This is a genomic window from Streptococcus sp. LPB0220 (assembly GCF_008727815.1).
In the GTDB taxonomy this organism is placed as follows: Bacteria; Bacillota; Bacilli; order Lactobacillales; family Streptococcaceae; genus Streptococcus.
Genome location: NZ_CP044230.1, coordinates 224,936 through 245,403 on the forward strand (window position 1 = coordinate 224,936; position 20,468 = coordinate 245,403).

Annotated in this window: 21 protein-coding genes, 1 tRNA gene and 1 pseudogene; 17 read left to right on the forward strand and 6 right to left on the reverse strand. The window is 40.5% G+C overall.

Annotation, left to right across the window (positions count from 1 at the left end; genetic code table 11):
* The first annotated feature begins 68 nt into the window (after positions 1-68).
* The 16 genes from LPB220_RS01310 to LPB220_RS01390 all read left to right on the forward strand — a co-directional run bounded on the left by LPB220_RS01310 (position 69) and on the right by LPB220_RS01390 (position 14,574).
* On the forward strand, positions 69-464 hold the full coding sequence (locus tag LPB220_RS01310) for a single-stranded DNA-binding protein (RefSeq protein ID WP_021154298.1): 396 nt from the start codon (positions 69-71) through the stop codon (positions 462-464).
* A gap of 189 nt (positions 465-653) precedes the next feature.
* Positions 654-1,637 (forward strand): substrate-binding domain-containing protein, encoded by a 984-nt coding sequence (locus tag LPB220_RS01315; RefSeq protein WP_061455740.1) that lies wholly within the window; start codon positions 654-656, stop codon positions 1,635-1,637.
* Positions 1,637-2,953: a sensor histidine kinase gene (locus LPB220_RS01320; protein ID WP_049522525.1), complete on the forward strand. Its 1,317-nt coding sequence runs from the start codon at positions 1,637-1,639 to the stop codon at positions 2,951-2,953. Before LPB220_RS01315 ends, LPB220_RS01320 begins: the two co-directional genes overlap by 1 nt.
* 3 nt (positions 2,954-2,956) lie before the next feature.
* On the forward strand, positions 2,957-3,643 hold the full coding sequence (locus tag LPB220_RS01325) for a response regulator transcription factor (RefSeq protein WP_003004460.1): 687 nt from the start codon (positions 2,957-2,959) through the stop codon (positions 3,641-3,643).
* Positions 3,640-4,938 (forward strand): ABC transporter substrate-binding protein, encoded by a 1,299-nt coding sequence (locus tag LPB220_RS01330; RefSeq protein WP_150905158.1) that lies wholly within the window; start codon positions 3,640-3,642, stop codon positions 4,936-4,938. The genes LPB220_RS01325 and LPB220_RS01330 overlap by 4 nt, the downstream gene beginning before the upstream one ends.
* Before the next feature lie 140 nt (positions 4,939-5,078).
* Positions 5,079-5,516 carry a PTS sugar transporter subunit IIA gene (locus LPB220_RS01335; RefSeq protein ID WP_003004126.1) on the forward strand — a complete coding sequence of 146 codons (438 nt, stop codon included), beginning with the start codon at positions 5,079-5,081 and terminating at the stop codon, positions 5,514-5,516.
* A gap of 14 nt (positions 5,517-5,530) precedes the next feature.
* Positions 5,531-6,025, forward strand: coding sequence for a PTS system mannose/fructose/N-acetylgalactosamine-transporter subunit IIB (locus LPB220_RS01340; protein ID WP_000261775.1), 495 nt, complete (start codon positions 5,531-5,533; stop codon positions 6,023-6,025).
* Positions 6,026-6,081: 56 nt separating this feature from the next.
* Positions 6,082-6,924, forward strand: a complete 843-nt coding sequence (locus tag LPB220_RS01345) for a PTS mannose/fructose/sorbose/N-acetylgalactosamine transporter subunit IIC (protein WP_003019182.1) — start codon at positions 6,082-6,084, stop codon at positions 6,922-6,924.
* On the forward strand, positions 6,908-7,762 hold the full coding sequence (locus LPB220_RS01350; RefSeq protein WP_173018936.1) for a PTS system mannose/fructose/sorbose family transporter subunit IID: 855 nt from the start codon (positions 6,908-6,910) through the stop codon (positions 7,760-7,762). The genes LPB220_RS01345 and LPB220_RS01350 overlap by 17 nt, the downstream gene beginning before the upstream one ends.
* A gap of 100 nt (positions 7,763-7,862) precedes the next feature.
* Positions 7,863-8,156: a hypothetical protein gene (locus LPB220_RS01355; protein ID WP_003004348.1), complete on the forward strand. Its 294-nt coding sequence runs from the start codon at positions 7,863-7,865 to the stop codon at positions 8,154-8,156.
* Between the two features lie 129 nt (positions 8,157-8,285).
* The gene (gene groES, locus LPB220_RS01360; protein ID WP_024055367.1) at positions 8,286-8,567 is read left to right on the forward strand and encodes a co-chaperone GroES; all 282 of its coding nucleotides are present in this window, start codon (positions 8,286-8,288) and stop codon (positions 8,565-8,567) included.
* Positions 8,568-8,588: 21 nt separating this feature from the next.
* A complete protein-coding gene (gene groL / locus LPB220_RS01365; protein WP_150905162.1) occupies positions 8,589-10,214 on the forward strand; it encodes a chaperonin GroEL in 1,626 nt (541 codons plus the stop codon).
* 633 nt (positions 10,215-10,847) lie between these two features.
* Positions 10,848-11,582 (forward strand): response regulator transcription factor, encoded by a 735-nt coding sequence (locus tag LPB220_RS01370; protein ID WP_150905164.1) that lies wholly within the window; start codon positions 10,848-10,850, stop codon positions 11,580-11,582.
* A gap of 13 nt (positions 11,583-11,595) precedes the next feature.
* Complete coding sequence (locus LPB220_RS01375; RefSeq protein WP_150905166.1) at positions 11,596-12,900, forward strand: sensor histidine kinase; 1,305 nt, start codon at positions 11,596-11,598, stop codon at positions 12,898-12,900.
* A 289-nt stretch (positions 12,901-13,189) separates the two neighbouring features.
* Positions 13,190-13,870 (forward strand): ABC transporter ATP-binding protein, encoded by a 681-nt coding sequence (locus LPB220_RS01385; protein ID WP_061591468.1) that lies wholly within the window; start codon positions 13,190-13,192, stop codon positions 13,868-13,870.
* Complete coding sequence (locus LPB220_RS01390; RefSeq protein ID WP_150905168.1) at positions 13,867-14,574, forward strand: ABC transporter; 708 nt, start codon at positions 13,867-13,869, stop codon at positions 14,572-14,574. Before LPB220_RS01385 ends, LPB220_RS01390 begins: the two co-directional genes overlap by 4 nt.
* 197 nt (positions 14,575-14,771) lie before the next feature.
* Here the strand turns inward: LPB220_RS01390 and LPB220_RS01400 are convergent, their stop codons facing one another.
* The 3 genes from LPB220_RS01400 to LPB220_RS01410 form a co-directional block, all read right to left on the reverse strand.
* Positions 14,772-15,302, reverse strand: coding sequence for a hypothetical protein (locus LPB220_RS01400; RefSeq protein WP_150905170.1), 531 nt, complete (start codon positions 15,300-15,302; stop codon positions 14,772-14,774).
* 557 nt (positions 15,303-15,859) lie between these two features.
* Positions 15,860-17,011, reverse strand: a complete 1,152-nt coding sequence (locus tag LPB220_RS01405; protein ID WP_150905172.1) for a low temperature requirement protein A — start codon at positions 17,009-17,011, stop codon at positions 15,860-15,862.
* A gap of 304 nt (positions 17,012-17,315) precedes the next feature.
* The gene (locus LPB220_RS01410) at positions 17,316-18,158 is read right to left on the reverse strand and encodes an aldo/keto reductase (protein WP_150905174.1); all 843 of its coding nucleotides are present in this window, start codon (positions 18,156-18,158) and stop codon (positions 17,316-17,318) included.
* Between the two features lie 102 nt (positions 18,159-18,260).
* Here LPB220_RS01410 and LPB220_RS01415 point away from each other — a divergent pair.
* A pseudogene (locus tag LPB220_RS01415) lies at positions 18,261-18,602 on the forward strand (T6SS immunity protein Tdi1 domain-containing protein); the annotation flags it as partial.
* 545 nt (positions 18,603-19,147) lie between these two features.
* Here LPB220_RS01415 and LPB220_RS01425 read toward each other — a convergent pair.
* The 3 genes from LPB220_RS01425 to LPB220_RS01435 all read right to left on the reverse strand — a co-directional run bounded on the left by LPB220_RS01425 (position 19,148) and on the right by LPB220_RS01435 (position 20,466).
* Positions 19,148-19,663, reverse strand: a complete 516-nt coding sequence (locus LPB220_RS01425) for an HdeD family acid-resistance protein (RefSeq protein ID WP_003004261.1) — start codon at positions 19,661-19,663, stop codon at positions 19,148-19,150.
* A gap of 218 nt (positions 19,664-19,881) precedes the next feature.
* A complete protein-coding gene (locus LPB220_RS01430) occupies positions 19,882-20,298 on the reverse strand; it encodes a helix-turn-helix domain-containing protein (protein ID WP_225305933.1) in 417 nt (138 codons plus the stop codon).
* Between the two features lie 95 nt (positions 20,299-20,393).
* Positions 20,394-20,466 (reverse strand) — tRNA-Lys (locus LPB220_RS01435).
* Between the last annotated feature and the right edge of the window lie 2 nt (positions 20,467-20,468).

The window sequence follows — 20,468 nt, forward strand, 5'->3', positions numbered from 1 at the left end:
TTTTTTGATTTTGGTTTGTCACCTCCATTTTTTAAATTTTTTTCGAATAAATAGATAGGAGGTAAATGATGTATAATAAAGTTATTTTAATCGGTCGCTTAGTGGCGGCCCCAGAATTGCATAAAACCAGCACAGACAAATCCGTTGCCCGAGTGACCGTTGCGGTCAATCGTCGCTACAAGGACCAAAACGGGGAGCGAGAGACTGATTTTGTCAATGTCGTTGTCTGGGGGAAATTGGCTGAAACCATGGCTAGTTATGCCAGCAAAGGGAGTTTGATCTCTTTGGATGGAGAGATTCGGACGCGCCGCTACGAGAAAAATGGCATCATGCAGTATGTGACAGAGGTCCTCTGCCAAAGTTTTCAGTTATTAGAGAGCCGCGCTCAGCGAGCGATGCGTGAAAATGGTGGAACGGGAGATTTAGCCGACATCATTTTAGAGGAGGAAGATCTTCCTTTTTAGAAACAAAAAAAGAAAGCTGGTTCGTTTATAGACCAGCTTTTTTGATACTTGCTAGGGATTTCATTCGGGAACTACTCTTTTTAAAATGAATCAAAAATATGCATCTGTACAATAAAAGCCAGCACTTTTCTTGAAAAAGTAGTAAAATAAAGTAATATATATTCAAAATTTTCAGAAAAGGAACGGAGTTTGAAGGGGAAAGAAGAAAGAAAAGAACGGTTGAAATGGCTGATAAAACGGGTTTTACTGGTGATTCCAGTGGCCTGCATCCTCTTGTGGATCTATGCCGTTTGTCAAACCAGTAGCATCAAGGATCAGACCAAGATCGGTGTCACCTATATGACCATGAACAATGAGTTCTATAAAAGTATTCATTCGGAAATTAGTCGGATTGCCGATGAGAAAGGGGCTCTTGTATCTGTCCGAGATCCAGAATTGGACGAAAAAAGGCAGAGCCAGCAGATCGATGATTTTTGCGCTCAAAAGGTAAATGTGATTGTGATTAATCCGGTCAAAGGGGATAGTCAGCCCATTTTAAGAGCTCTTAAAAAAGCTAGAAAACAAGGAATTAAGATTATTGCAGTTGATACCCAGCTCAAGCATTTTAAGCCGGATGCCAGCATTGTCTCTGATAACTACCAAGCAGGAGTCTTGATTGCGAAAGAGTTGATGAAACGCTCTTCAAATGCTCGTATTTTGCTCTTGGAGCATAAGGGGACTGTTTCGGCAGATACGCGGATACAGGGATTTAAGGATACCATCAAAGGACATGGCTCTTATCAGATCATCTCGGAACTAGAAACCAAGGGGCAGACGGAGATCGCCATGCCTGCTGTCCGTAAGTTCTTGCAGTCAGGGGGAAATATCGATACACTAGTCGCCCTGAATGACCGCTCAGCTATAGGAGCTTTAGCGGCCATCAAGGAGCAAGGAATCACCCACCCCATTGCGATCTATGGGATTGATGGCTCACCAGATATGAAAGCCTTGCTGCACTCGACAGATGATGTCGTGGGAACCGTTGCCCAGTCTCCGTTGAAGATGGGAGACCGCGTGATGGAGGTCATCCAAGATATGGCTGATGGGAAGAGCTACCAAAAAGAAATAACCATTCCGGTTCAAATGATGACAAAGGAAAACATCGATCAATTTGATGTGAATGGGTGGCAGTAATGAGAAAATTTAGAGGTGTGAGATACAGTTTGGCCATTCTGATGGTCGTGAATTTTATCGCTGTGATGCTCAACAGTATCATCTATCTTCAAGCAACCAACTATATCATTGCCCAACGGCAAGCTTCTCTATTAGTAGAACGTTTAGAGCGTATTCCTTTTGCGCCTTCGACAACTTTTTGGTTGTCTGCGCTCTTATTTGCTGGAATTGCCTTGATCTCCATGAGTCGTTACCGGTCTCAAACGAGTCGATGGTCCATTTTTGATAAGTGGAACATTTTGGAGATCCTCCTGATGTTGCTCTTGATGTGGGTCCAAAATGTAGCTTATAACGGGCTGATTCTCTTGGTTTTTGCGGATATCTTCTATGGTTCCAAAGAGTTGAATACCAAGCGAGACCGCAAGTATTGGTTTGCGTTTATCCTAGTGAGTTTCTTGATTCTACTTGTGACCAATTCAGACGTCTTTTCGCTTTTCTTTCCGATACCTTCTCTGGATGTCTATATTCATTTTTACCCTGCCTCCATCCGGATTCTGGCCTTTTTCTTAAAGAATTCCCTCTATGCCTTGAATATGGTTCTCTTCATTATTTCGCTTTTGTTCTATATTATGAATGTTCTTGCGGAAAACCACGAAGTAGAAGAAGAGCTGGCCATGGTTTCGAAGGTGAATACGGAGTTGAACAACTATATGGCCTTGTCTGAGAAGATTGCAGAGGATCGAGAGCGCAAGCGGATTGCTCGGGAGATTCACGATACCTTGGGACACGCGCTAACAGGGATATCGGCAGGCTTAGATGCTGTCGGAGTCTTGATTGATATCGATCCCAATCGGGCAAAAGAGCAGGTAAAAAGCGTATCAGAAGTTGTCCGTGAAGGAATCCAGGATGTGAGGGGCTCTCTTAACCGCCTCCGTCCAGGTGCCCTTGAGGGACGAACCCTCAAAGATGCTTTAGAAAAGATGATCCGCGAGTACCAGACGCTTTCCAACTTGCAGGTTGATTTACACTATGAATGGGTCGATGTCGATATGGACGTCATGATTGAAGATACGATCTTTCGTGTGATCCAAGAGTCTATGACCAATGCGGTTCGCCACGGTCATGCCAGTCAGATGAGCCTTCATTTTTTTGAGGATGAAGAAGATTACCTGATCGAGTTGCAGGACAATGGGGTTGGGTTTGAAACCTTGACTTATGGCTATGGACTCAAACAGATGATGGAACGAATTTCTATCCTAGGAGGACAGCTTCAATTTGAAAGCCGCGATGGATTTTTCACGCGCGTCAGTTTACCGAAATATAAAGAAGGGAGATAAGAGATGGTAATAAAAGTAATGGTGGCAGATGACCAGGCCTTGATTCGAGAATCTCTGAAAATTATTTTGTCAGCCCACCCCGATATCGAAGTGGTGGCCACAGTGGAAGACGGCAATCACGTCCTGTCTAGCATTCCCCAAACCCATCCTGACCTAATCTTGATGGATATCCGGATGCCAGGGATGGATGGGGTTTTGGCGACAAAAGAAGTAAAAGAACACTATCCGGATATCAAAATTATTATTTTAACGACCTTTGATGATGATGAATTTATCTATAGTGCGCTCAAGTATGGTGCTTCAGGTTATCTTTTAAAGGGAGCCTCGACAGAGGAACTCTATGAAGCGATTAAGGTGGTGTATCAGGGCGGAGCCATGATCAACCCGAATATCGCTAGTAAAGTCTTTCAAATTTTCTCACAAATGGCTAAATCCAACTTCTCTATTGCTGTGGATGAGGACAATGTCAAGGATTTGAGCACAACAGAATGGCGCATTATCCAAGAAGTTGGCTATGGGGAGTCCAATAAAGAAATTGCGGCCAAACTCTTCTTGTCAGAAGGAACCGTGCGCAATTACTTATCAACGATTTTGGCGAAATTAAACCTAAGAGATCGAACGCAATTAGCGATCTGGTCAGTCCAAACTGGAGTGACGAGACGTGATTTTTCTAAAGGAAATACAGAATGAAATTGAAGCGAAAGCATCTTTGTTGGGGGCTTGGTCTCCTTGTTGCGCTCTGTGCGAGCGCGAGTTTTTATTGGTGGAAACAGCAACCGACCGTGCTTCATATTGGCGTGTATGCAGGTTCTAGTTGGGATGTGCCGACCAGTCAACGTTCCCATGCCTTGGATCGTGCGATTGAAAAATTTGAAAAGTCTCATCCCCACGTTCGTGTGGAGTATGAAAATGGGATCCCGCAGTCAGATTATTCAGACTGGCTCTCTGAAAAGATTGTCTCAGGAAAGACACCAGATGTGTTTATGGTCTCTGAGCAAGATCTTTCCTTATTAGCGGCGCGTGGCGTATTAGAAAAGTTAAACGGCTATATGGATCGAAAAGATCAAGCTGCCTTTTACCCCGTTGCCTTTGAATCAGGTGTCTATCAGGGGCAAACCTATGCCTTACCTTATGAAAGTAATCCGATTTTGATGTGTGTCAATAAAGATCTCTTGGATAAAGAAGGCATCGCGGTTCCTAAAGAAGGTTGGACCCTTGAAGAGTTCTATACGATTTGCAAGAAACTAACCAAAGATACCAATGGAGATGGGCAATTGGACCAATTTGGGAGCACAGAATACACCTGGAAAGAAGCCTTGGCGGCAAATGGAGGTCATCTCTTCCAAGGAGGCATGCTCAAGCTGACAGCTCCAAAAGTCAAAGAGTCTTTGACTTTTCTTCAAAAATTGGAAGATCTAAATAAAAATTACAAGGTGAGCTCTAAAGATTTTGACCAGGGGAAAGTCGCCTTCTATCCCATGACCTTGGCCCAATATCGGACCTATAAACCTTATCCCTACCACGTTTCTAAATATTCAAACTTCACCTGGACCTGTATCCCGATGCCGGCTAAGTCAAAAACGACCAAGGCAACCTTGGTCACGACGACTTCTTTTGCTATGTCAGCCCGAAGTTCTCATTCCAAGTTAGCTTGGGAGTTGATGCAAGTTTTGACAGAGGATCCAGAAATTCAACAAACCCTCTTTGCCCAATCCCAAGGGATCTCTGTCATGCCACAGGTAGTCAAGAGTCGCTCTAGTAAAGACCTTCTGCAGGTGGATGATTTTGGAACGGATTCCCTGACCAATCAGACCTTGAACCGCATCATGGAACAAGCTGTTGAAAGTAGTCCTAAAAATGTCTCAAAAGAGGTGCTAGAAAAGCTAGACTACTTGATTGGCAATGCCTTGCGCGATCAAGATGTTGAGAACCGCTTGCCTCAAATTCAGAGGGAGATTGAAAGTAGTCTACAGGTAGGAGTTTAGAGTAAAATAAGATGGCATTTTGTCAAGTGACAGATGTCATTTTTTTATTGCTAAATGTCATATTGGGAATGTGACATTTGACAATGTAAAAGCGCTTTCAAATAGTCTACAATAGAGTCAAATAAAGGAGGCGTAGCAAAATGAAATACCTCATTTTGGTCAGTCATGGTGGACTGGCAGAAGGTCTAAAAACATCACTAGCCATGTTTGCTGGTGATAAGATGGATCAGGTCATCGCGGTTGGACTCAAAGAAGGAAAATCGGTCGATGACTTCGCAGTTGATTTCAGAGAGAGCATTTCAGGATTGACAGCTGATGATTCTGTTTTGGTCTTGGCAGATATCGTAGGTGGTAGTCCATTAACCACTGCAGCCACGGTTCTAGAAGAAGCTGGAAAGCTCGATGGAGCCTTGATTCTTGGTGGGATGAACCTCACCATGGCCTTGACGGCAGTTGTGATGAAGGATGTGTTGGATGGAGACGATTTGTCAGCCACCATCTTATCAGAAGCACGATCTGCACTACAGCCTTTTGAAGTTTCAGCCACTGGTGCTGAAGAAGATGATGACGATATTTAATAGGGAGGTACCTTATGGTAGTAACATTTGTACGGATTGATGACCGCATGATTCACGGTCAGACAGTCACACGCTGGGCAAAGGAAAAACCATGTGATGGTTTGATTGCCGTAAACGATGCAGCAGCATCAAACAAGGTTTTGATCCAAGCTTACAAAGGTGCATCAGACAAGAAAACCTTTGTATGGACAAAGGAAGCCTTTAAAGAAAAATCAGCAAAAGTAACAGAATCAGATAGTCGTTACTTCTTGATCACCAAAAATCCAATCGATATGAAGGAAATTTTGGTCGACCAAGGGTTTGTCCCAGGTGATGTTAAAGAAATCATCGTAGGCCCTGCCAATGATCGTCCTGGAGCTGTGAAATTGGGAAATAACCAATCCATCACTCAGGAAGAAGCAGAAGCCTTCCAAGCTATTCAAGCAGCAGGCTACAAGGTGAAATTCCAATTGTTGCCAGATGTTTCCATCGGTTATTGGGATGATTTCAAATCAAAATTTGGTTTTTAAAACTAACAGTCCTATCTGTTAGGTAAATAAATTTACAAACAAAAGGAGCGTTTGTTATGACAATTTCATGGATTCAAGCAATCTTGCTTGGTATTTTCGCCAGCTTGTCTTCAATGCCTGGTATGGGAGGTTCCAGTATCGGGAACTATACACTCGGTCGTCCTTTGATCGGTGGGTTGATTTCAGGTTTAATTCTTGGAGATGTGACAACTGGTATTATGGTCGGGGTTGCCCTTCAAGTCGTTTATATCGCCTTGGTAACACCTGGTGGTACCGTATCTGCCGATGTGCGTGCCATCTCTTACATCGGTGTTCCTCTTGCTATCTTGTTTGTGCATGCCAATAACATCACAGATGAAGCTGGAATCGCCGCAGCTGCAGCTCCAATCGGTGCAGCCGTTGGGACAATCGGTACAGTTCTTTTCTACGGTACCGCTACTATGAACTTGGTTTGGCAACACATTGGTTGGAAAGCCGTTGAAGAAGGGAACTTCAAAAAACTCTACGCAGTTGACTGGGTTTACCCTTGGATCTCTCACTTCCTCTTCTCTTTCCTTCCAACAATGATTATCACCAAATACGGTGAAAACATGGTTGATTTGATGAAACAATACCTTCCTATGGATGGTTACTGGATGAAAGCCCTCTTTACAGTCGGTGCTCTTCTCCCATGTGTCGGTATTGCCATCTTGTTGAAACAAATTGTTACAGAAGCAACTGACTTCATTCCATTCTTTGTTGGATTTACCTTGGCGAAATCTCTCGGATTGAACTTGGTATCCAGTGCCGTTGTTTCATTAATCTTTGCAGTAATCTACTATGAACTTGAAGTGATCAAATCGATGAAAGCTGCTCCAGCCGGAGCGGTGGATCTAGACGATGATGAGGAGGATATTTAAAATGGCTGATAGAAAGAAAATTTCAAAGAAAACATTAGCAAAAGCATTCCATCATTGGTATTATGGTCATTTGACTTGTTTCTCTCAAGAACATATGCAAACCTTCGGGTACTTGACTTCTATGCTTCCAATCGTAGAAGAAATGTATGACACAAAAGAAGAACAAAAGGATGCTATGCAAACCTATACAGCCTTCTTCAACACTGAACCACAACTTGGATCTCTTGTTGTAGGGATCACAGCTGGTTTGGAAGAAGCGCGTGCAAACGGAGATGCAGTAGATGGCGAAACCATCAACGGTATGCGTGCCGGTTTGATGGGACCAATCGCTGGTATTGGTGACTCATTGGTTGTTGGTACCTTGATCCCAGTTCTCTTGGGGATTGCCCTTGGTCTTTCTAAAGGTGGTAACGTCGCTGGTGCTCTCTTCTACATCGTCGTATGGAACCTCTTAGTCTACTTTGGTATGCGCTTTGCCTTCTTCAAAGGTTACCAATTAGGGGATAAAGCCGTTGAATTCCTTGTAGGACCAAAAGGACAAGCTCTTCGTAAAGCGATCAGCGTTGTCGGTGGTATGGTTATCGGTGCCGTAGCAGCTACTTGGGTATCTGTTACAACAGCCCTTCAATTCAAGAACGCTGAAGGAAAAGTCTTCTTGAACATCCAAGAAAAGATCGATGGTGTTTATCCAGGTCTCTTGACAGCGGCCTTCATCACTCTTTGCTGGTGGTTGATGTCTAAGAAAAAAATTTCACCAAACAAAGTTATGTTACTTCTCGTTGTAGTGGCTTTGATCGGTGTTGCCCTTGGTATCTTTGATCCACATCTTAAATACTAAGGAAAAGAAAAACGAATTTGCTAGTAGGAGTTTTTGAGAATGAAGTGAATTGACCTCCTTTACTTGCACTTCATTCTCAATTTTTATCAGGAGGAATCCCATGGTTACAAAACAAGAACTTGTCAATGGATATGAAACAGAAATCAAGTACCAACGCCACATGCTTGAAAACCTTGGTCGTTGGTTCAGCTTACTCTTTATCATTGCCAGTATTGGTGTGGTATTGATCTATCTCTTTCACAAAAGTTTCCTCCCACTCTTGATCCTCGGGATTTTACTAGCCTTGGTTGGAATTTTAGGCATGATTGTTTTTGGATATGGCATCTACCGCGGGCGGATCAATCTTCAAAAAGTGATCGATGATTTCAATCAAAAATTGACAATTTTAAATTGATATTTTAGAAACATCTCATTTATTTTTGAGGTGTTTTTTTCTTGACTATTTCTGACCAAGTGATACAATAGAAACATAAGTTAGCACTTACGTATAGAGAGTGCTAAAAACACGTATGGAGGAATGAAAATGTTAAAACCATTAGGAGACCGTGTGGTCTTAAAAGTAGAAGAAAAAGAACAGACTGTTGGAGGTTTTGTCCTCGCAGGTGCGAGCAAGGCTGATACAAAAACAGCAGAAGTAGTGGCTGTTGGTGAAGGTGTGCGTACCCTAAGTGGTGAACTCATTGCTCCAGCTGTAAAAGCAGGAGACCACGTTTTGGTTGAAAGCCATGCAGGAATTGAAGTGAAAGATGGGGAAGAAACCTACACCATCGTTGGAACAGCAAACATTCTTGCAATTGTAGAGTAAGAGAAGAAAGAGGTAAGAGAAATGGCAAAAGATATTAAATTTTCATCTGATGCACGTTCTGCAATGGTCCGTGGTGTCGATGTCTTAGCAGATACAGTGAAAGTTACATTGGGACCTAAAGGTCGCAATGTGGTTCTTGAAAAATCATTTGGTTCACCCTTGATCACAAATGATGGGGTGACCATCGCAAAAGAAATTGAATTGGAAGACCATTTTGAAAATATGGGTGCCAAATTGGTGTCAGAAGTGGCTTCTAAGACCAATGATATCGCAGGTGACGGTACAACGACCGCAACGGTCTTGACTCAAGCTATCGTCCGTGAAGGGATCAAAAACGTCACTGCAGGTGCTAACCCAATTGGCATCCGCCGTGGAATTGAGACCGCTGTTGCAACAGCAGTAGAAGCTTTGAAAAACAATGCGATCCCAGTATCGAGCAAGGAAGCGATTGCTCAAGTAGCTGCTGTGTCTTCTCGTTCTGAAAAAGTCGGTGAGTACATCTCTGAAGCCATGGAAAAAGTTGGCAAAGATGGAGTTATCACGATTGAAGAGTCTCGTGGAATGGAGACAGAACTGGAAGTCGTTGAAGGAATGCAGTTTGACCGTGGTTACCTTTCACAATACATGGTCACTGATAATGAAAAAATGGTGGCAGACCTTGAAAATCCATACATTTTGATCACTGACAAGAAGATTTCAAATATCCAAGAAATCTTGCCATTGTTGGAAAGCATTCTTCAAAGCAACCGTCCACTCTTGATCATCGCTGATGATGTCGATGGCGAAGCTCTTCCAACACTTGTCTTGAACAAGATCCGCGGTACCTTTAATGTCGTAGCTGTCAAGGCACCAGGATTTGGAGATCGCCGCAAAGCCATGCTAGAAGACATTGCCATCTTGACAGGTGGTACAGTCATTACAGACGATCTTGGTTTGGAATTGAAAGATGCAACCATTGAAGCCCTTGGTCAAGCAGCTAAAGTTTCAGTCGATAAAGACACTACTGTCATTGTCGAAGGTTCTGGTAACCCAGAAGCGATCGCTAACCGTGTGGCTGTTATCAAGTCACAAATCGAAACCACAACCTCTGAGTTTGACCGTGAAAAATTACAAGAACGTTTGGCTAAATTGTCTGGTGGTGTTGCCGTAATCAAGGTCGGTGCTGCAACAGAAACAGAATTGAAAGAAATGAAACTTCGTATCGAAGATGCCCTTAATGCGACTCGCGCAGCCGTTGAAGAAGGGATCGTTGCCGGAGGTGGTACAGCTCTTGTCAATGTCATATCTGCAGTCGCAGCCCTTGAATTGGAAGGGGATGAAGCGACCGGACGCAATATCGTTCTTCGCGCCTTGGAAGAACCTGTTCGCCAAATTGCTCACAATGCCGGTTACGAAGGATCTATTGTGATTGATCGCTTGAAAAATGCCGAAGTCGGAACAGGTTTCAATGCCGCAACAGGTGAATGGGTGAATATGATTGATGCAGGAATCATCGACCCTGTCAAAGTTAGCCGTTCAGCCCTTCAAAACGCCGCTTCCGTTGCTAGCCTCATTTTGACAACCGAAGCAGTCGTAGCCAACAAACCAGAACCAGCAGCCCCAGCAGGACCAGGAATGGATCCAAGCATGATGGGTGGGATGATGTAAGACACGTAGTCTAATGGGTGCTGAAGCACCTCATTAGACTACGGCAAGCACAATGGTGCCTTGCCGAAGTGTCTTACTAGCTCAAAGGGAGGAAAATATCGTTCCTTCCTTTTTATCGTTCTTTAGAATTTTCATGTGTTATGGAATAATATTTTTATTTTAAATTTTGTAACAGAAATGATAAATACTAATTAAAGAGGACTTGCGTAGATGCTTGGGAAACAAGCGTTTGTGGTGTTTTCAAGCGGAGGAATATTTGCCAACAAATTGCAATACAAATTAACTGATTTTGTAATAATTCTAGTGTATACTAGTAAGAGTAGATCACAGGTCTACATTGTTGCAAGGGGAGAACTTCCCACATACATGTCTATTGACAATAAAACTTGATCGTAATATCGCTGTTAGTAAAATGAGAGTTTGAACATAGTGTAGATTTTATCGACCTTTTTCATATTAAAAAATATTTTTCAAATTCCCCTTGCGCAAGCTCTTCCGGATTCCTCCGGGAGAGTTTTTTCTTGTTAAGGAGAAAAGATAGAATGCCTTTTGAGTCTACTTTGAAAGAGTGGCTCAGCAGCTATTATTTATGGTAAAATAGAACATATTCGTCGAGGGGAAGGAGTGAAGACTTTGTTGAAGATTTTTGTGTTAGAAGATGAGTGGATCCAGCAATCACGAATCGAATCGGTCTTGCAGGATCTCATCCATCAAAAATCCCTGCAATGCAAAGCACCAGAAGTGTTTGGGAAATCAAGCCAGTTGCTGGATGCTATCACAGAGAGAGGCGCTCATCACCTATTCTTTTTAGATATCGAGATTAAAGGTGAGGAGAAAAAAGGTCTGGAGATTGCAAAAGAGATTCGTAAGAAAGACCCCCATGCGACCATTGTCTTTGTCACCACTCACTCTGAATTCATGCCCATTACCTTTCAGTACAAAGTAGCCGCCTTGGATTTTATCGATAAAACGCTGGGTGAGGAAGAGTTCAGAGAGAGAATCAGCTCAGCCATCGATTATACCTTGGAGCAAGCTGGGACCACGATTGCGCAAGATGCTTTTACATTTGAGAGTGCGATGGCGCGTGTACAAGTTCCCTTTAATAAGATTTTGTATGTTGAAACTTCTCCAACCATTCACAAGGTTATTTTACACACCAAGGATGAGCGATTAGAATTTTACGCTAGTATTGCCGATATCGAAAAAGCAGATCCCCGCTTGTATCGGTGCCACCGCTCCTTTGTGGTGAATCCACAAAATATTACGAAGATTGATAAGGAAGCCAAGAAAGCTTTTTTTGAAAATGGGGACAATTGCTTGATCTCACGGACCAAGTATAGAGGCTTACTGGAAGCTTTGAAAAAATAGAAGGGAGAAGGAATTGCTGTTAGATATTCTAATGTCTTACCTAAAGTTCTTCGTCAGCATGCTGATCTATCGTCATATCAGTAGACAAGAGTTCGCTTGGCGCTGGCTCTTTTTGTGCCCTTTCTTCTTTGCAATTATCTTTACCCTTGTGCCACCGGTAGGCTTTTTTGGCTATTTCTTAGTATTTATTGCCTATAGTTTCTATCGAAATCGTAAAATACGACACCTTTTGAACATTTTTTATGGGCTCTACCCGGTTGTCATGGAGAGTCTCATTGGGCGTCTCTTAGCCTTTTATGTCTTTCCAATGTTAGGGATTGTACTTGTTCATGAGGCATCTGTCAGCTGGTATGATGCTCTACTTGAATTGCTGGTCTTTCCTGTCTATTTAGGGCTCACTAAATTGTTAAAACTAGATTTTACAGATTTAAAAGTAGGGTTTCAACGGCAGTATTTTAATCGTTTCTTACTCCCAATGGATCTTTCCATGTTTGTGTATTTGCTCAGTGTTGTAGGTCTGGTGGTTTTTGAGGATATTATTCCGCATGCAGATGCTTTGCGGAAACAGTTAAATAGTATTTATTTGATTCTGTTTTTTGTGATGCTCTTGTATTTCAATGCAGTGTCCAGAGAACGATTGAAACAAGAGATTCTAGAGCAAAAAGATAGGCAACTGCAGGAGTTAGCCACCTATAGTCAACACGTCGAAATGCTCTATGGGGAGATTCGTGCCTTTCGTCATGATTACCTGAATATTTTAACCAGTCTCAAGTTAAGTATTGAGCATGAAGATCTCAATGCGATCAGGGAAGTCTATGAGAATGTTCTTCGAGAGAGTGGCCAACAATTTTACGATAGTAAGTTTGATATTGCCAAACTCAGTCATATCGAAAATCCAGCTGTAAAAAGTGTTCTGTCCGCAAAATTGTTGGAAGCTCAAAATAAAGGGATTGGGATCTCTGTCGAGATCGATGAACCTGTTCGTGATTTATTCATCGAAGTTTTAGATTTCATCACCTTCTTATCCATCCTTTGTGATAATGCTATTGAAGCGAGTATCGAATCAGACGACCCACAGCTGACTCTTGCTATGCTCCAGGAGGAAAACTCCCTCATCTTAATCGTTGAAAATAGTACAAAAGCTGAAAAAATAGATCTGGCGAGAATTTTTGAAAAGGACTACTCAAGTAAAGGAGATGGCCGCGGTCTTGGCTTGTACAAGATCCAACAATTACTGGAAAAATATCCCAAAACGACAGTGTCTACCAAGAGTTCAAACTACCGATTTACTCAGAGCTTGACCTTTTGGAAGGAATAATGGAAGAGAGAGTGGGACAGAAATCGGTAATTCGTTAGAATTCGATTTCGTCGTCCCACCTCCGCACAGTTGAGTAGGGCTGTAAAAGCTGATAAAATCAGCGTAGTAGAGCCCACTCAACCACTGCGTCTTGCTCGATAATCCAAAGACAATTGAGAGGCTAGGACTTTTGTCCCAGCCTCTTTTTTGACTGTTCACGACGATTTTTTGACCGATTCTGACAGAGAGCTTCCAAGGTTTTCCCCTTGAAGTATAATGGACACAAGATCAATAAGAAAAGAGGGATCGTATGTTTCAGGTGGCATCTATTACAAAATCATTTAAGGAGAAAGCTGTATTAAAGGGGGTGTCTTTTTCGATAGAAGAAGGAGATAAAATTGCCTTGCTGGGAAATAATGGAGCAGGTAAAAGCACCCTGTTCAACATTATCGCTGGGCAGCTCCAGGCTGATTCGGGGACGATAAAGACTTCGCTTGATTTTCAAAGAGAAATTGGGATGATGCCTCAGGGGGATCTACTCATCGAGGATCTAACCGTTGCTGAATTCGTCGAATTAAAAAGCCGGATGAATCAGCTGAAGCAGGCTGATATCAATGGACTCTTAGAGATGGTCGAATTGAGAGGCTCAAAAGAGCAGATGGTGGGAAGTCTTTCTGGTGGTCAAAAGAGACGCTTGTCCTTGTTGGTAACCATTTTGAATCATCCAAGGTTGATTTTTTTAGATGAGCCAACGACTGGCATGGATTTGGAAGCAGTGGATAACTTTTGGAAACTACTGGAGCAGCAAGAGTTTACATCTGTTGTGGTGACCCATGATTTTAACCAAATTGATGCCTTTTTTACAAAAGTCTTGATTTTAAAAGAGGGTCGAATTGCTGCCGCAAAGTCTGTCGAGGACATTCACCAGGCTGGTCAAACCATTGAGCAGTATTTCCGAGAAGAGATGAATAAAGGAGGGGAACAAGCATGAAAAAGATTCAATTAAAACAAGTTTTACGAAATAAGCGCTTTGTATTATTCACCATTATTTTACCCATAGGCTGGTATATCTTCTTTTATCAGCTTCAAAAAGGGGTTTCGCCAAGTATTTTATTAGGTATTGCCGTATTTATCGGTGTCATTGGCAATAGCCTTGCAACTTTTAGTAAGCGAATCGCCTCAGATATCGGGTTTTATTCTTTTGAATCCCACTTTACAAGCTATAGTGTCAAGAACTATTTATGGGATCAAAGCATCGTACAACTGATTTTGAACAGCTTGATCTTTTTAGCAGTGCTAGTAGTTGCTGTTCTAGGTTTTCACTTTCCGGTGACGACTAGCCTGTTGGTACAATTTTTCCTCTTATCCTTGATGGGGATCTACTTTAGTGTGATTGGCTTTGTACTCGGGGTCAGGGTAGATGCTAAGACGATTGATATCATTGGCTTTCCTGTCATTATTTTGGCCGCTATGACCATTATTCCCTTTGATACGCTTGGCGCAAGTGGAGGATTTATGGACATAGTTGGCAAGCTACAACGGGCTTTCCCAGGCTATTATTATACAAAGCTGATCCAAGATTTAACCGAGAAACAAACGATCGATGTCTCTCAATTGGCGCTCTTTGTTGCCGTATTTGGATTGAATTTGCTATTTTTCTATCTGCTCGTACCCAAAGGGAAAATGGGGAACTAGGAGCAGTTAAAAAGAGGCTGGGACAAAAGTCCTAGCCTCTCAATTGTTTTTGGATTGTCGAGCAAGACGCAGTGGTTGAGTGGGCTCTACTTCGCTGATTTCATCAGCTTTTACAGCCCTACTCAACTGTGCGGAGGTGGGACGACGAAATCGAATTCTAACGAATTACCGATTTCTGTCCCACTCTCTTTTCTTTGCTATAAAACGGTTATTCGGTATTCGTCCGTCAAGTACTTGGAAAGATCTTGCCAATCTTCTTCCTTAAATTTACAAAGATTGACGAAGAGTTTTACGGTATGTTGCTCTGTATCAATGATGGTATTGGATTTTGAGATATTTTCTAGTGCAGTATTGTCCCTCAGTTGAAACTCGATGAAATAACTTTTGCTATTTTGGTGATCCGGGTCACTGACGTCAGTCACTTTATAGGCTGCAGTTACCAAATCATCCTTGGGGATAAAGATATCTTTTGTCAGAATCACTCCCTGATAAGCATGGATCCCATCAGAAGTCAGCTCAAAGGCGATCTGACGACTGGTCAGTCTTTTGATCCCAGCAATGGTTGCATAGATCGCAATCAAAAATAAAAGGATCTGAATGAGGGTGACGAAACTGACTTTGGGAAAACCCTCAAAACCTAGGATCGATAAAAAAGCTAAGTGGATAAAGAGCGCACAGGCAAAAGCCAGAGAGCCATATCCGATATATTTTGAATAATAGATCTTCATTTTGGACTCCTTACATTTAAGATGCAACGAAAACTTGGAATTTCAAGTACCCTTATCATAGCGGATTCGATGAAGAGCTGTCAAATGTTTGCTAGGGTTCAAAGGTGCTTTTTTATTTTAAATGGAATAACAACGATGCAGGATGTTCTAACTTCGTACGCTACATTATAGTATATAAAAATATGAGCTAAACGCTCTTGAGACAAGCAAAAAAGCCTTGGTTTTCAAGGCTTTTTTGCATAAAAAATGCCCCCTACATGAATTTGTAAGAACTTTTCATATTGAAAATAAACAAAAATGTTGAAATATAGCTGATTTTAGGGAAATACTTTTAGGTGTTTTCAATGTCAGGATTTAAAAATGGGGCAAAAGTGGGGCAAAAACGAATGACTCGTATTTGGTTTGAAAACCTATAATACCTAATGTTTATGCTATTCTAGATATATAGTTTTGTTATAAACAAATGTCAGTGCGAGATCAAATTGGAGGATAAAATGGAAAAACAAATTAATGAAAAAAAGCCTTGGTTCCCAAAGCTTTTTTATGTTATAAACTCATTAAAAGAACCCCCAGTTAGATTTGGAATATTTTTTATTCTGTGTCACATAAAAATAAATAAAATGAGTGGCTATAGCTAGAGCTAAAATGGTTGTTATACTCACTACTATTATAGGATTAGAAGCAAAGATTAAAGAGAGAATCAAGGCAGCCAGATAGAGTGTCGCTTGGACACAGTAGTAACTTTTCGAATAGCGAAGATAGTGTTTGTTATAGGGCCCATTTACTAGGACAGCAGCTTGAAAGAGGCCAAATCCGATATAAGAGAAGCTGGTTGCAAAGAGACGATTAACTTCAGGATTCTGAAGAAAGCCAATCGATACAGTCATCATCATAAGTCCAATGAAAATAGGATAGTGACTGTAAATTAGAAATAGTCCCTTTTGATCAGATTTTTCATCAATAGCATGGTCGAATTGACCAAAATAAAACAAGAACAGAGAAAGCATAATAATGAAATAAAGAACCGAATAAATCGAGAAATTCTCGATTGTAAAGAAGTTAGCTAGCTCCATAATCATCTCTCCAAACGTAATAATGACAAGAAGGGAGATGCGCTCGATTAAATGGGGGAGATTTACCTGGTAATGCTTATCTTTACTAAGCAAGATAATTGGCATAATAAACGTTAGCAGAATACTAGCAAAGAAGATATAGACTCTAACGTAAATAGGAAGAGGAAGAAGAGCTGCTAAATAGACTCCTAAACTTCCTAGCCCTGTTATCCATAGAAAACCTTTGATACTTTCCCGATTAACATCATCGGTTGATTTTCTAAAAAACTCAACCAAATATTGAAAAAACAAGGTAAGGGTTAATGTACCAATAGCCCAACAGAGATAATGAAAATATTGTTGCCAATCAGGTCCCATCATATTGGCTATAAAGAGTAAAATTCCCATTTTGATAAACATGATTACCATGTTAAATAAAGAGTTCTTTCCATAGCGATTGGTATAAACGGTTTGAATCATCCAGGAATCGGTGAGAACCAAGACAGCCATGAAAAAATCAAGGAAAGAATTCCAAGTCAAAATACCGTTATGAAGATGGTCAATTAAAGTAGTTACTTTTGAAATTGCAAAAACAAACACTAGGTCATAAAATAGTTCTGAAAATTCTACACGTTTATGTTTAATAAGAGTTGTCATCTTAAGTCCTTTCTATTCTAGAAGTACAATTTATTATAACAGAAAATGGTAATGAGAGAAAAAGGATATGCTTAAATAATTTCATGTGGCGCGAATTGTCAAAACCTTGGAGCACATTTACCTCATGTACCAACTCACAGGCAGAGTGTTTGATGATTGATAATGAAGTACGTGTATTCTGAGGCAAAAGATTTCGAGACTCCATTACGTAACTCCCATCTATAAATAAAAAATGATAGTTTCATCATAGCAAATCTAAAGAAACACGCTAAAAAGCAACCCTGACGAGTTGCTTAAAATCCTATTAAAAATTAACTGTGTCAGGATCATCCTGAGTTTTGATGCCTTGAATCTTATCCAAGACTGCCATATCTTCCTCTGATAAGTCGAAGTCGAAGATATCCAAGTTACTTTTTATATTTTTAGGTGTCACAGACTTAGGTAGTGGCAAGAAACCTTTTTGAAGGCTCCAACGCAGAGCAACTTGTGCTACAGATTTACCGTTACGTTCAGCCACTGCTTCAACATCTTCATTTCCAAAAATGCTACCTGTACCTAGTGGACTATAGGCTTCAAGAAGGATATCGCGCTCTTGGCAATAGTCAACTAAGTCTTCTTGGTCACAACCTGGAGCCAAGAGGATTTGATTGACATGTGGAACAATTTTAGCTGTTTCAATAAGAGCTTCTAGGTGATGTTGCATAAAGTTAGACACACCGATAGCGCGCACCTTACCTTCTTTGTAAGCTTCTTCCATAGCCTTCCATGCACCCGCATTGCCAGCCTTCCAAGCATCATTCTCACGAAGCGCCTTTGGATTAGGCCAATGGATAAGCAAAAGATCCAAATAATCCACACCAAGTCTTTCGAGAGACTCATCGATAGAAGTCTTAGCCAACTCGTAATCGTGCTTATCATTCCAAAGTTTGGTAGTTAGGAAAATATCCTCACGTGCCAAATCACTATCAGCAATCGCCTTACCTACAGAAACCTCGTTACCGTAAATTTGTGCGGTATCAATATGTGTGTAACCAGCCTTAAGTGCGAAGCTAACGCTGTTATAGGCTTCTTCGCCTTCAGCAATTTGCCAAGTTCCAAAACCAATTTTAGGAATAGTAACCCCATTTGCAAGTGTATATGTTTCCATGATTTTCACCTTATCTTTTTTTAATAGTACTATCTTAAAAAAGATAAGACAAAAATGCAAAGATTTGCTACGGCTATTATTATGAATAGTTCCTTACTTCTTTTTCCGATGTTCGTAACAGCCTTTGGAGATATTATTACTTGGGAAGAGAATGAATTTGTTGGTATTGTAAAATAAAATCTTCAAGACTGCGACATTATTATCAAGAGCCTGAAATATTTTCTTCAGTATTTAGATAACTCATATGTGACTGATAACTTTGAACTGGATTTATATAGACAGGCTGTGTTAAAACATGGTCCCTTGTCATATAACCAATGTTTCGGTTTTGTTCCTTTACTAGCATTAGGAGGCTTTAAAGATGTGGAACATATGGATAAAGTCAAAGTCCTGGAGCACATTTATCTCATGTACCAACTCACAGGCGGAGTGATGGACGATTGATAGAAAGGAACCACCTTCGAGGTGGTTTTTTCGACGAAAACGAGTGTGAGATAAATAACGAGTCTTTGGATGAGACTCGTTTATTTTGTGAATATAAACTTTTTGGTACAAAATTTGGTATAAAAAACAAAATGACAAGCAAAAAAGCCTTGGAACTCAAGGCTTTTTCCTGTTGATTTAGATGCCCCCTGCATGGATTTGTAAGAACTTTTCATATTGAAAATAAACAAAAATGTTGAAATATAGCTGATTTTAGGGAAATACTTTTAGGTATTTTCAATGTCAGGATTTAAAAATGGGGCAAAAGCGGGGCAAAAACGAATGACTCGTATTTTGTTTGAAAACCTATAATACCTAATGATTATGCTATTCTAGATATATAGTTTTGTTATAAATAAATGTCAGTGCGAGATCAAATTGGAGAATAAAATGGAAAAACAAATTTCTACGTAGAATGGAATGCGAAAAAGTGATAATTAAAGAGACGAAAAAGCTGAGAATATGATTTCCCAGCTTTTTTGAATGCGATAGAAATAGCAACTAGACTATTTACGAAAGGCCTCAATAATGTAGGTGAAGCCAGTAACTAAAAATGAAAAGGCAATGACATAAACGACAAAGACACCTGTAGCCACTGGATTGAACAGAATCACTAGACCTAGTAAAAATTCAAGCAAGGCTACCCACATGATATTGCTACCAATAATAGGGAAAATCAATCTTAGACGATTGCCTTTAAAGAAAGCAATAATGGCTTCTACAATTAACCAAATTCCTACAATGGTCGGAATGACGACCGGCAGGGTCACAAAGCCATAAGCAACGAGGTAAAGAGCTAAGAGAAGACTAACAAATCCTTGGAAAAGATAAACAGGTGAGCGAAGCTCTTTTGGTGCAGAGAAATAGCCTAAAATAGCTGCTATAGAAGAAACCAGTAAACCAAATGAAATCCACCAGCTGTAAGCAACAAGATTAGCTACTGGGTTTGTAAATAGGAAAAGTCCTAAAAGGACAAAAACAACTCCTGCAAGGAATAGCAGTAAACGATTAGAAAATTTCATTTCAATACCCCCTATATAGTATAATTTGCTAATAAAACTATTGTACTTATTTTTATAGAAAATGTCAATAAAATAAATAAACAATTTGGAAGTTTCAGTCTGACTTACAAAAAGAAAAGGAGTTTTCACTCCTTTTCACAGATTGAAGACAAAGTCCTTATAAAAGTGTCTTCTAAAGATTTTAACTTCAATCTGAAGCGAGGTTATCCTCGCTTTTTCTATTTATCAAACAATTCCTTATTTTCAATTAAGAGTTCTAGTGGAGATTTATCCCTTGCTTCAATAAAACCAGGTTCATATTGGTTATGAAGTGTTCTTTTCTGAGAAGTTGGATCAATATACAACTCATCTCCATCTTCTGTGTATAGTTGGTTGCCTCTTGTTAAGTAAAGTAAATCCTCTAAGTACTGTCCATCAGTTTCTAGAAAATCTTCGATGTATTTGACAGCTTTTAAAATCTCACTTACTTTATCAGAGTATTCATTAGATTCAAGAACACTCTTTTCTAACTCAATCTCTTTACTAGTTCCAAATAGTTGGGTTGGAGTTGCATTAAAATATTCTGCTATCTTATCTAAATTTGCAAAGGTAGGATAGCTTTTTTGTTTTTCATAATCAGAGATGTCTGGAAAGATTGCTCATAAAAAAATGTGGGGCAAATGATGGGGCAAATCAGTTATAGACAAGCAAAAAAGCCTTATAAATCAAGGCTTTTTCCTGTTGATTTAGATGCCCCCTACAGGGCTCGAACCTGTGACCCATAGATTAAGAGTCTACTGCTCTACCAACTGAGCTAAGGAGGCAA

Excerpts from the sequence above, each read along its gene's own strand:
- LPB220_RS01390 (WP_150905168.1), top strand. The coding sequence starts at position 13,867 with ATGAAAAAGATTCAATTAAAACAAGTTTTACGAAATAAGCGCTTTGTA.
- groL (WP_150905162.1), top strand. The coding sequence starts at position 8,589 with ATGGCAAAAGATATTAAATTTTCATCTGATGCACGTTCTGCAATGGTC.
- LPB220_RS01355 (WP_003004348.1), top strand. The coding sequence starts at position 7,863 with ATGGTTACAAAACAAGAACTTGTCAATGGATATGAAACAGAAATCAAG.
- LPB220_RS01320 (WP_049522525.1), top strand. The coding sequence starts at position 1,637 with ATGAGAAAATTTAGAGGTGTGAGATACAGTTTGGCCATTCTGATGGTC.
- LPB220_RS01345 (WP_003019182.1), top strand. The coding sequence starts at position 6,082 with ATGACAATTTCATGGATTCAAGCAATCTTGCTTGGTATTTTCGCCAGC.
- LPB220_RS01385 (WP_061591468.1), top strand. The coding sequence starts at position 13,190 with ATGTTTCAGGTGGCATCTATTACAAAATCATTTAAGGAGAAAGCTGTA.
- LPB220_RS01325 (WP_003004460.1), top strand. The coding sequence starts at position 2,957 with ATGGTAATAAAAGTAATGGTGGCAGATGACCAGGCCTTGATTCGAGAA.
- LPB220_RS01350 (WP_173018936.1), top strand. The coding sequence starts at position 6,908 with ATGAGGAGGATATTTAAAATGGCTGATAGAAAGAAAATTTCAAAGAAA.
- LPB220_RS01410 (WP_150905174.1), bottom strand. The coding sequence starts at position 18,158 with ATGGAAACATATACACTTGCAAATGGGGTTACTATTCCTAAAATTGGT.
- LPB220_RS01400 (WP_150905170.1), bottom strand. The coding sequence starts at position 15,302 with ATGAAGATCTATTATTCAAAATATATCGGATATGGCTCTCTGGCTTTT.
- LPB220_RS01405 (WP_150905172.1), bottom strand. The coding sequence starts at position 17,011 with ATGACAACTCTTATTAAACATAAACGTGTAGAATTTTCAGAACTATTT.
- LPB220_RS01425 (WP_003004261.1), bottom strand. The coding sequence starts at position 19,663 with ATGAAATTTTCTAATCGTTTACTGCTATTCCTTGCAGGAGTTGTTTTT.
- LPB220_RS01340 (WP_000261775.1), top strand. The coding sequence starts at position 5,531 with ATGGTAGTAACATTTGTACGGATTGATGACCGCATGATTCACGGTCAG.
- LPB220_RS01310 (WP_021154298.1), top strand. The coding sequence starts at position 69 with ATGTATAATAAAGTTATTTTAATCGGTCGCTTAGTGGCGGCCCCAGAA.
- LPB220_RS01330 (WP_150905158.1), top strand. The coding sequence starts at position 3,640 with ATGAAATTGAAGCGAAAGCATCTTTGTTGGGGGCTTGGTCTCCTTGTT.
- groES (WP_024055367.1), top strand. The coding sequence starts at position 8,286 with ATGTTAAAACCATTAGGAGACCGTGTGGTCTTAAAAGTAGAAGAAAAA.
- LPB220_RS01335 (WP_003004126.1), top strand. The coding sequence starts at position 5,079 with ATGAAATACCTCATTTTGGTCAGTCATGGTGGACTGGCAGAAGGTCTA.